The 10987-nt window shown below is 73.2% G+C and carries 8 protein-coding genes; 6 read left to right on the top strand and 2 right to left on the bottom strand.

What is annotated here, in order from left to right:
• The 4 genes from ACFV0G_RS24450 to ACFV0G_RS24435 all read left to right on the top strand — a co-directional run.
• The coding region (locus tag ACFV0G_RS24450) for a LuxR C-terminal-related transcriptional regulator (RefSeq protein ID WP_380551740.1) at positions 1 to 2716 on the top strand (2716 nt) is incomplete at its 5' end.
• Between the two features lie 187 nt (positions 2717 to 2903).
• Positions 2904 to 3029: a class III lanthipeptide gene (locus ACFV0G_RS24445; protein WP_380551737.1), complete on the top strand. Its 126-nt coding sequence runs from the start codon at positions 2904 to 2906 to the stop codon at positions 3027 to 3029.
• A 145-nt stretch (positions 3030 to 3174) separates the two neighbouring features.
• Entirely contained in the window at positions 3175 to 5859 is a 2685-nt protein-coding gene (lanKC, locus tag ACFV0G_RS24440; RefSeq protein ID WP_380551734.1) for a class III lanthionine synthetase LanKC, read from the top strand.
• On the top strand, positions 5856 to 7376 hold the full coding sequence (locus tag ACFV0G_RS24435) for an ATP-binding cassette domain-containing protein (protein ID WP_380551731.1): 1521 nt from the start codon (positions 5856 to 5858) through the stop codon (positions 7374 to 7376). Before lanKC ends, ACFV0G_RS24435 begins: the two co-directional genes overlap by 4 nt.
• A 33-nt stretch (positions 7377 to 7409) precedes the next feature.
• On the opposite strand, the gene ACFV0G_RS24430 is transcribed toward ACFV0G_RS24435, so the two are convergent.
• On the bottom strand, positions 7410 to 7772 hold the full coding sequence (locus tag ACFV0G_RS24430) for a cupin domain-containing protein (RefSeq protein ID WP_380551728.1): 363 nt from the start codon (positions 7770 to 7772) through the stop codon (positions 7410 to 7412).
• A gap of 122 nt (positions 7773 to 7894) precedes the next feature.
• On the bottom strand, positions 7895 to 8572 hold the full coding sequence (locus ACFV0G_RS24425) for a macro domain-containing protein (RefSeq protein ID WP_380551725.1): 678 nt from the start codon (positions 8570 to 8572) through the stop codon (positions 7895 to 7897).
• Positions 8573 to 8763: 191 nt separating this feature from the next.
• Here ACFV0G_RS24425 and ACFV0G_RS24420 point away from each other — a divergent pair, with 191 nt between their 5' ends.
• Both ACFV0G_RS24420 and ACFV0G_RS24415 read left to right on the top strand, forming a co-directional pair.
• Positions 8764 to 10386, top strand: a complete 1623-nt coding sequence (locus ACFV0G_RS24420) for an ADP-ribosyltransferase domain-containing protein (RefSeq protein WP_380551722.1) — start codon at positions 8764 to 8766, stop codon at positions 10384 to 10386.
• 134 nt (positions 10387 to 10520) lie between these two features.
• Complete coding sequence (locus ACFV0G_RS24415; RefSeq protein WP_380551719.1) at positions 10521 to 10934, top strand: spore-associated protein A; 414 nt, start codon at positions 10521 to 10523, stop codon at positions 10932 to 10934.
• Positions 10935 to 10987 lie beyond the last annotated feature (53 nt).

Genomic DNA, 10987 nt, shown 5'->3' with positions numbered 1-10987 from the left:
CCCCAGCACGGCCGGCTCGCCGTTCCGTCCGCTCGCCGAGGCGCTGAGCTCCCACCTGCGCCGGACGGGCCCGCCCCAGGACGCGGAACTCGTCCCGTACCGGCCCGCGCTGTCCCGGGTCGTCCCGGAGTGGCGGTCGGCCGCCGGCCCGGGCGGTCCGGAGTGCGTGACCGAGCTCGCCGAGGCGCTGCTGCGCCTGCTGACCGTCATCGGCCGGGACACCGGCTGCCTGCTGGTGCTGGAGGACATGCACGACGCGGACTCCGAGACGCTGGCCGTGCTGGAGTACCTGGTCGACAACCTCGCCGACCTGCCGGTGCTGCTGGTGGTGACCTTGCGGCCGGAGGCGGGAGCCGCGTTCGACCTGCTGCAGGAGGCCGAGCGGCGCAGGGCCGCCACCGTCCTCGCGCTGGGGCCGCTCGGCGCCCCGGCGGTGCGCGAGCTCGCCGCCGGGTGCCTGGGGGTGCCCGCCGACGGGGTTCCCGCCGCCGTGGTCGACCGGCTGGCCGAGGTCGGCGGCGGCAACCCCTACCTGGTGGAGGAGTTGCTGGCCGACATGGTCGGCGGCGGCGCGCTGCGGCAGGAGGGTTCCCACTGGCGGGTGGCGGGGGACCTCGCCGCCACCGTGCCGGCCCAGGTGGTGCGCGCCTACGCCGGCCGGGCGGCGCGGCTGGCCCCCGCGACCCGGGACCTGGTCGTCCTGGCGGCCCTGCTCGGCCCCCGGTTCACGGTCGCCACCGTCCGGCTCGTCACCGGGCGCGACGAGGGGCGGCTCTTCGCCGAGCTGCGCGAGCTGGTCGAGGCGGAGCTGATCGTCTCCGACGCCGCCGCGCCCGACGCCTACGCGTTCCGGCACGCCCTGATCGGGGAGGCGCTGTCGGCCGGCATCCCGTCCGCCGAGCGGGCCGCCATCGCCCGCAGGGCCGCCGCCGCGCTCCGGGAGGCCGGGCCGGAGAGCGACGACGGGCTCCACCTCGCCGCCCGGCTGCTGGAGGCCGCCGGGGACGGAGCCGCCGCCGCCCGCCTGTACGGCGAGGCCGGCCGGCAGGCCCTGGCCGCCGGCGCCTCGGGCGTGGCCGTCCGGCTGCTCGAACAGGCGCAGCGGCTCGCCGCCAGGTCCGACCGTGCCGGGATCACCGAGACCCTGGTGCATGCGCTCGCCGAGGCCGGCCGGCTGGACCGCGCACTGGAGCTCCTCGGCACCCTCCCGCTCGCCGGCAGTGCCGCCCCGAGCACCGACCGCAGGATCGACCTGCACGTCCGGCTGGCCTGGGCGGCGCTGATGGCCGGGCGGAGCAGCGAGGGCGGCGAGCAGCTCGCGGCGGCGCAGGAGCTCGTCGGCGACCGGGGCGCTCCCGCCCGGACCGCCGCTCTGGCGGTGGTCCGCGGGCACTTGGCGCTCCTGCCGGGGCAGCAGGAGCACCTGGCGGGCACCGAGCGGCAGGCGCTGCTGGCCGCCGAGTTCGCACAGGACGCCGGACTGCCTGAACTCGCCTGTCAGGCATGGCAGTTGCTTGCCATGCTGGCCCGGGAGCGCGGCTTCGACGAGGCCGACGCCTGCCTGACCCGGATGCTGGCGGTGGCCGAGGCCCATGCACTGCCGCACTGGCGGTTCGAGGCGCTGATCCGCCTCGGCGCCAACTCCTTCATGCGCCACGGCGACGCCCGCACCCTCGAGGAGGCGCTGGCCGCCGCGCACGAACTGGGCTCGATCACCCGGGCGCACCGGACGGAGGCGCTGCTGGCCATGTACGCGGTGCTCACCGGCGACCCGGACCGGGCCCGGGAGATCGTCGACCGCTGCCTCGACGCCACCGGCCGGATGCGCAACCTCGCCACCCACCAGTACCTGCTGCTGACCGCGGCCACCCTGGCCGCCCACCAGGGCCGGGCGCGCGAGATGGAGGAGCGGCTGCTCGCGTTCGACCGGGCCGGTGGCGGGCGGACCTTCCTGGTGCCGGTGATGCTGGGCCTGAGCCGCGCCGTGTGCGCCCTGCTGCAGGAGGACCGGGCGCTGGCCGAGGCCGAGTTGGCCGCTGCCGCGGACTGGGAGCGCGACCACCCGAACGTCTTCTACCTGGCCGGCCGCTACGGTCTGCGACCGCTGCTCGACGTCCTCGCGGGCCGCGCCGGCCGCGCGGAGTACGCCGCCGTGTCGGCCGCGCCGGCGGCCGATCTCGCCTGGAACCGGCAGTTCCTGCTGGCGGCCGACGCCGTGCTGCTGGGGCGCGAGGGCAGGGCCGACGAGGCGGCGCGGGCAGTGGCCGACCTGCGGCGCCACCAGGGCGTCTTTCCGACGGGCGGCCGGCTCGCCCTGCGCCTGGTCGCGGAGGCTGCGCTGGCGGACGGCTGGGGCGACCCGGTGGCCTGGCTGCGCACCGCCGAGGAGTACTTCCACGGCCTGGAGGCCACCGCGGTGGCCGGGGCCTGCCGGGCCCTGCTGCGCCGCGGCGGGGCCACCGTCGCGCAGCGCCGCAGCGGTCACGACCGCATCCCGGAGGCCCTGCGCGCCCGGGGTGTGACGATCCGGGAGTACGAGGTCTTCGCGCTGATGGTCGACCGGCCGGGCAACCGGGAGATCGCCCGCAGGCTCGTGATCTCGCCCCGCACGGTGGAGAAGCACCTGGCGAGCCTGCTCCGCAAGACCGGTCTGCCCGACCGCGCGGGACTCCACCGGCTGGCCGCCGAGCTGGCCGCGGGCGGCCCCGGGGCCTGAGCCCACCCACGTCCCTCCGGGAGGCGGGGGCGGGTCGCAAACATGGGGGACCGCGCGGGAAAACATGGGGCCCGATCCAGCATGTACCTGATCACCGGCTGATGTTGACTTGGCCGTGCCGATCGGCCGGCACCGTTCCACCCCATGAACGCACCGTCGCGTTCCCGACGTTGAAGGAGTGATCAGGATGAGCGTTCTCAAGCTCCAGAACCTGCAGCCCCGTGTGGCCCCCGCGAAGGCCTCCGTGTGGAGCGTCACCAGCAGCGGCAGCGACTGCTGCAAGGAGCCGTCGAAGCCGCCGACCAACGCCTGATCCGACCGGGCCCGTGCGGGGGTACGACCGTGCCCCCCACGGGCCCCCCCCGGGCCGGGGGGGGGGCTCCGCCCGCCCCCCCCCGCCCCCCACCCGGTTCACCGGCCGTCGCTGCGGCGGCCCTGACGATCACACAGAGGCGGACATGCGCGACGAACGATGGGTCCACCGGTTCCTGTACACGTGGAACGACACACTGTTCTTCGACCCACTGGATGTCTACTACGAGCCGAGGCCCGACCACTTCCTCGCCTCGCTCGACGAGCGGGAGCGGGCGCGGTTCGTCCGCAGCGGGATCTGGTGGAGCCACCGCCACCACCCGGACCTGCCGGCGCAGGGCTGGAAGATCCACGTGTCGGCGAGTCACCGCAACGTGCGCGAGGTCGCCGCCGCGGTGGTGGCCCACCTGACCGCGCACGGCATCGACTTCAAGATCGCGCTCGACCTCAACATCTTCGAGATGCTGAACTCCAAGGGCATGGCCCGGGGCAGCGGCGGCAAACTGGTCACCGTCTACCCGCGCGACGAGGACGAGTTCCGCACCTGCCTGGCCGATCTGGCCGTACTCCTGGACGGGTCCGAGGGCGCCTACATCCTGTCGGACCTGCGGTACCGGGATTCCAAGTCCCTCTACTTCCGGTACGGCCAGCTGCTGCGCACCTACAGCCTCGACGTCCTCGGCCGGCAGGTGCCACAGATCACCGGGCCGGACGGCGCGGTCACCGATGACCGCCGCCCCGGGTACGCCCAGCCCTCCTGGCAGTCCTGGCCGTTCAGTGACTGGAAGCCCGAGGAGGACGCCGACGACGGCGAGCTGCTCGGCGGCCGCTTCCGGGTCACCGGCGCCATCCAGTTCTCCAACTCCGGCGGGGTGTACACCGCCGAGGACACCGCGGACGGCGACCGGAAGGTCGTCGTCAAGGAGGCCCGGCCGCACACCAACCCCAACCCGCGGCAGGACCACGACGCGGTGGACATCCTCGCCCGCGAGTGGACGTTCCTGAACCGCCTGGCCGGCGCCGGCTCGTTCGCCGCGCCTATCGCCCGGTTCCGCCACTGGGAGCACCACTTCATCGCGGAGGAGTTCGTCGAGGGCACCGACATCCGGTCGGTGCTGCTCGAACGCAACCCGCTGGCCCGGCCGGCGATCACCGCCGAGGGGTCGCGGGAGTTCCTGCGGATCTTCCTCGCGGTGTTCCGCGGACTCGCACGGGCCGTGCGGGCCGCCCACGAGCGCAACGTGGTCCTCGGCGACCTCTCCGCGTCGAACCTGCTCATCGACCCCGACACCTTCCGGGTCACCGTCATCGACCTGGAGTCGTGCCGGCTGGCGGGACCCGAGGCGGTCGACGGGCACCTGGAGAAGCCGGTCGAGCTGTACACACCGGGGTTCAGCCACTCCCGGAAGCGCTCCGGCGCGCCCGGGCCGGAGGACGATCTCCACGCCCTGGCCAACACCATGGCCTACTTCGTCTTCCCGATCGCGGCGATGTCCTACCTGCGGCCGGAGGTGCTCGGCCTCTTCCGGATCTTCACCGACGCCCTCGGCTGGCCCGCCCGGATCCATGACCTGCTGATGGACCTGGCGCAGACCCGCACCACCCTGCCGGAGGTCCTCGACCTCCTGGAGCGCGAGGACGAACTCGTCGACCAGGTCGCGCTCGTGGCGCCGGAGCCGGGCGACGGGACGGCGCCGTGGGCGGCCGAGGCCGAGACCGGAGTGGCCGCCTTCGTCGAGGCCGCCGCCGACACCGACCGGGACACGCTCTTCCCCACGGACCCGTTCGCGCACACCACCAACCCGCTCAGCCTCGGCTTCGGCGCGAGCGGCGTCCTGTGGGCACTGGAGGCCTCCAGCGTCCCCGTCCGGCCCGAGTGGCGGCACTGGCTGCGCCACCGGCTGACCGACCTCGACCCGGCCCAGTACCCGGACGGGCTGATGAACGGCCTGGCCGGCATCGCCTGGACCACCGATGCACTCGGATTCCACGACCGGGCAAGGGAGTTGCTGGCGGAGGCCAACAGGCGCGGGCCGGAGGCCGGCGACCACACCTTCTACTACGGCCTCGCCGGCCTGGGGATGACCAACCTGCGCTTCCACCTCCGCAACGGCGCCGGGGGCGACCTGGCCGCGGCCACCCGGTGCGCGCAGGTGCTGTGCGACACCGCGCAGCGGGACGGCCGGCACGTCTACTGGCTGAACGAGTTCTCCACCGAACGGCCGCTGACCGGGCTGGGCTTCGGCCAGGCCGGCGTCGCCCTGTTCCTGCTGCGGATGCACCAGCTCACCGGCGACGAGCGGTACCTGCGGCTCGGACGCGGCGCACTGGCCTGGGAGATGGACCACGCCGCCCCGGTGGACGACGACGGCGGCCTGGTCATGTTCGACCACGAGGGGACGCTGGAGCCGTACATCGAGGTGGGCTCGGCCGGCGTCGCCCAGGTGCTGCTGCGCTACGGCGACCTCGACGCCGCGCGGAAGGTCCTGCGCGCGGTGGACGTCGGACAGGCGGTGCTCCCCGGCTACGGGTTCGGCATGTCCGGGATCGCCGACGCCATGCTGGACGCGGCCGCCTACACCGGCGACATCTCGTACCGGGCCACTGCCCTGCGGCAACTCGACTTCGTCCGCAGGGTCTTCCTGTTCGAGCCGGACGAGCGCTTCGGCATGCGGCGCCGCGACGGGGTGGCGCCCCTGGGCGTACCCGGTGAAGGGCTGCTGCGCTGCTCCACCGACTACCTGACCGGCTCGGCCGGCGTGCTGCGGGTGCTCCACCGGGCCAACTGCGGCGGAACGGCCGACTTCCTGCTGGACGAGGTGGAGCGGTGAAGGAGCTCTGGCACCTCCTGCGCGGGCACCGGGCCCGCTTCGCCCTGATCGTCGCCGCCGTCACGGTCAGCGGCGGGGCCGAGGCCGTGCTGCACCCCCTGCTGCTCAAGGCGCTGTTCGACCAGGCGATCCTGGCCGGCGACTTCCGCCGGTTCCTCCTGCTCGGCGCCGGCTACCTGCTGCTCGGCCTCACCCTCAACGCCCTCGGCTACTGGATCGCCTGCCGGCGCAAGCGGTTCGAGAACACGCTGGTGGTCGAACTGGAGCTGGAACTGCTGGACCGCGCGCTCGGCATGGACGGCCGGCGGCTGTCCGAGGCCGGCAGCGCCTCCTACGTCAGCCGGGTCCACAACGACGTCTACGAGGGCGTCCTGCCGGCCATCGACGTCTGCGTCCGGATCGCCAAGCAGGCCGTCTCCTCCGTCGCCTTCCTCGGCGTGCTGCTCTACCTGTCCTGGCAGGCCAGCCTCATCCTGCTCGTCATCGTGCCGCCGCTGGTGATCGTCAGCAACGCCATCGCCAGGCGGATCGAGGACAACACCGAGCCCGAGCGGGAGGCCGAGGCGCAGTACATCAACCGGCTGACCCGGACCCTGGAGGCCTTTCACGCGCTGCGCGGCCTGCGGCTGCTGCTGCCCGGCACCCGGACCGCGAACCGGCAGGCGCTGGACGGCTACCTCGGCATCACCTTCGTCAACTACCGGCTCGCCCAGCGGCAGAGCACGCTCAGCGACCTGGTGATGAACCTGTCGGACACCGTGTCGATGGTCATCGGGGCGTACTTCGTCTTCGCCGGCCGGATGACGTTCGGCAGCTTCCTCGCCTTCGTCAACACCCTGTGGCGGGCCGTCACCGGGATCTTCGAGCTCATCAACATGATTCCGCAGGCGCGCCGGAGCACCGCCGTGCTCCGGCGGATCGAGACGCTGCGTGGCTCCCGGACGGTCCCGTACCACGACCCGGCGCCCGCCGTGATGGTCCACGGCGCCCGGGTCGCCTACGGCGACGACACCGTCGTGGCCGTCGACGACTTCCGTCTCGACGCGGGCGAGCACGTCCTGCTCCGGGGACCGAACGGCTGCGGAAAGACCACGCTCCTGCACATCCTCGCCGGCACGCTGGCCCCCGACGCGGGCCTGATCGCGCTGCCCGACCGGGTGGCGAGCCTGACCGCGCCCGTCCACCTGCCCCCGCTGCCGGTGCGCGACCTCGTCACGGACGAGGGCCTGCGCACCTCGATGGGCCTCGCCGGCCTCGCCGACCAGCTCCCCTCCGAGCTGTCCTCCGGCCAGCGCCAGCGGGTCGGTGTCGCCGCCCTGCTGTGCGAGGACGCCGACCTCTACCTCGTCGACGAGCCGTTCGCGAACCTCGACGAGAACGGCAGGGACCTGGTGCTCCGCACGCTCAAGGAGCGGACGGCGGGCCGCGGCCTCCTGGTCGTCCACCACGGCGACGAGCACCTGGACGACCGCTTCGACCGCACCGTTACGCTCGCCAGGACCGCCATGGCCCCCTGACCGCGCCGGACGGACGCCGCAGCCGTCGGGCCGTCAGCGCTTGGCGTAGTCCGCGAAGCCCTGCCAGTCGATCACCACGCAGGGCTCGTCCCCCAGGACCCAGGCGTCGTGGCCCGGCGACGCGGTCATGAAGTCGCCGGGCCCGAAGTCCACCTGCTCCCCGTCGTCCATCACGATCCGCATCCGGCCCGACACGAAGTAGCCGACGTGGGCCGCCTGGCAGGTGGCGGTACCGGCGATCGGCCCGACGTGCTGGGACCACTTCCAGCCCGGTTCGAAGGTCGCCCGGCCGACCGGCACGCCGCCCAGACTGACCAGATCCAGCCGCCCCTTGCCGTCCTCGAAGGGCCGGGACTCCTCCGGCTCGTCGATGCTCCTGCGCACCAGACCCGACATGACGCACTCCCTCGCTGCACCGGGGCGCACGGTACCGCGCCACGCACGGCGGACGTCGCACGCCTCTCCTCCCAGTCTCCTCCCGGGGCGCGGCACCGGCGCCCCGGAAGCGGCGGAGCCGGTCAGCGTCGGGCGGTGCGGCGCGCGGGCGGCGCGATGCGCACCCGGGTCGTCTCGGGCGCGCTCTCGATGTCGTCCAGCTGGGCCGTGATCGTGCGGCGCAGGTCGTCGTCGTCCTCGAAGCAGTGGTCGTGGAAGAGCGTGTGGCCCGTCCACATCAGGTTGGCGCACACCCGCGCCGGCACCCGGCCGGTCTGCGCACCCATGCCGACCAGCGCAACCGACCGGATGCTGCCGGGCTCCTGCGCGTTCTGCCGGTGGACGGCCTGGAAGGCGGCGGCGCAGGCCAGGGCCACGTTCAGGGTCTCGCTCACGTTCTGCGCGGAGCCCTCCATCGTCGGCGCCGAGATCAGGAACCTCGGATTGACCGCCCCGGACGGCACGCACACCGCGCTGCCGACCGGCAGCCGCCCCTCGGCGCGGGCCTTGATCGCCCGCTGGACGCGCAGCTGGATGCCCGCACCGAGGTGGCGCTTGATCACCGCGTCGACCCCGCCGTCCATCCGGCCGCGGGAGTTGGTGGGGCTGACCCAGGCGTCGACCTGGGTGTCGAGGATCGAGCCGGTGCGGATCTCGATCCCCGGGGTGTCGGCGAACGCGGCCCGCCAGGCCTCCACCACCGTCGTGTTGAGGTCGGTCAGCACGACCCTCAGCGGCGGCTGCAGGCGGTTCTCGGTCATGGTCCACTCCCCTGGCTAACGATCTTCCGTCACTCCCGAAGCTAGTGGGCCGCACTGACAGGGCGGCCGGCCCGCCGCGGCCGGGGCGGCGCTGTCACTGGCGGCCGGTAGGACTGTGAGTGCCGTCGGGGACTGACGGCCCCTCATCCCGTGCCACCGGCACGCTTCGACCCTTGCGGAGTACCTCCACCATGAGCGACGCCAACGCCACCGCCGGCGCCCAGCCCGACCCGAACGACCCGCTGGCGCTCGCGGAGCTCTTCAGCGGCGGCGGTGAGCCGTGGCTCCCGCTGCTGAAGCCGGTCATCGAGGCGCAGCCGGGCGCGGCCGCGTTCATCGGCCCCGGCCGCGGGCCGGAGGTCGTCCCCGTCCGTGAACTGACCTTCCAGGCGCTCAAGCCGCACGCGCCGCACAAGTGGAAGGTCGTAGTCTTCGGGCAGAACCCCTACCCGCGGCCGGAGAGCGCGACCGGCATCGCCATGTTCGACAACACCTTCCACGACTGGAAGGACAGCCAGTTCGGCCGGGTCGTCAGCATCCGCTGCCTCATCAAGGCGGCGGCGATGTGGAAGTACGGCATCCCGAAGAAGACGCCGATCGCGGACGTCCGTGCGCTCCTGAAGGAGCAGGACACCGTCCAGCCGCCGGAGTGGTTCCAGGCGATGCTCACCCAGGGTGTGCTGCTGCTGAACGCGGCGCTCACCGCCAGCAGTGACGGGGCGATGGGCGCCGACCGGCACACCGCGTTCTGGCGGCCGGTCGCCGAGCGGATCGTCGAGGAGATCCTCCGGGCCAAGCAGAACGCCGGCGAGGAGGACCGCGGAGTGGTCTTCGCGTGGTGGGGCGCGCATGCGCGCAGCCTGAAGAAGGTCGTCCTCGCCCTGCAGAAGAAGTACCCGGACGTCGAGGTCCGGCACATCGACCACGCCAACCCCGCGGCGCAGGGCGACATCTTCTGCGACGGCGACCACTTCGACATGGTGAACTCGGCCCTCGCGTCGCTGGGCGCCGACCCGGTCGACTGGCTGCCGAGCAAGGGGTGGAACGAGCTCGCGGCAGTGGGCGGCGGGACGGACGGCGGCACCGCCGAGCGGATGGGCGCGTTCATCGCCTCCACCATGGAGCTGCACCAGCTCTACCTCGACCGGCTCGCGAGCGTCAAGGACGAGGGCCTCGAACTCCCGTCGATCACCGGCGTGTTCGACACTCCCCTGCCGGACTTCCGGGACGCCGTCGCCCCGGTGGCCGAGCTGCTGCGCGGCCTGGACCGCCATGTCGACCGGTCGCACGACGTCGGCAAGCTGCGGGCGGACGAAGCGGCCGGCGGCCTGTCCGCCGACGCGATCGCCGCGCTCTACCTCTACACCTGCGAGTCCGCGTTCTACCGGGAGATCAACCGCGTCCTGCGCTCCCCGGACCGGTCCCTGCTCGTCCCGTACCTCCCGTACCTGCGGCTGCTCTTCTCGGCGGTGTCCGGGCTGCCCGCCCGCACCGAGCCGCTGTGGCGCGGGGTCTCGCTCGACCTGCGCGCGCAGTACCCGCTCGGGCGGACCGTGACCTGGTGGGGTGTGTCCTCCTGCACGTCCGAGCTCGGCGTGGCAAAGGGCTTTCTCGGCAGCCGCGGCAAGCGGACGCTCTTCGAGGTGGTCCCCTCGCGGGCCGTGGGCATCCGTGACTTCTCGGCGTTCACCGGCGAGGAGGAGTACATCCTCCTGCCGGGCACGCAGCTCACCGTGACGGACGTCCGGACGGAGCGCGGCGGCCTGTGCACCGTGCGGCTGACCGAGGTCGCGGAGCAGACCCAGGTGTCCTGAGACCGGCGATACGCCGGCGCTACGGCCGCGATACGGAGATCCACAACGATGGTGCCGCCGGGCGGGCAGCGGGGGTCACACGCCGCACGGGGATCCGCCGGATCGCAGCAGTGGACACGGAAGCGGGCAGACAGATGATGAAGAACCTCCTCAAGCGGCTGGCCCTGGGCGCGGCGGTGACCACGGTCGCGGCCGCGGGCGTCGCGGTCACGCCGTCGGTGGCCGAGGCCGCCAGTTACAACGGCGTGTGCGGCTCGGGCTACGGCGTGATCGACACGCTGCCCCTGGCCGAGGGGACGATCTTCCTCACGTACAACCGCTCCAACGGCTACAACTGCGTCGTGACGGTGCGCAACAACCCCAGCTCCTACCTGATGCAGATGGAGGCCTCGATCAAGAAGTCGGGCACCACCCAGTGGAAGCAGGACCTGGACTTCTACACCACCTACGCCGGCCCGGTGTACCTGTACGCGCCGGGCGCCTGCATCGACTGGGAGGGCGGCATCAACGGCGAGGTCAACTACCAGTACCACTCGCACTGCGGCTGACCGGAGCCGCCGTCCGGGCGGTGGGGAGCGGCAGCACGACGGGGCGGCCGGGG

Origin of the sequence: Kitasatospora sp. NPDC059571 (assembly GCF_042735675.1) — a bacterium.
Classification (GTDB): domain Bacteria; phylum Actinomycetota; class Actinomycetes; order Streptomycetales; family Streptomycetaceae; genus Kitasatospora.
This window is presented reverse-complemented; position numbering and strand designations above follow the sequence as displayed.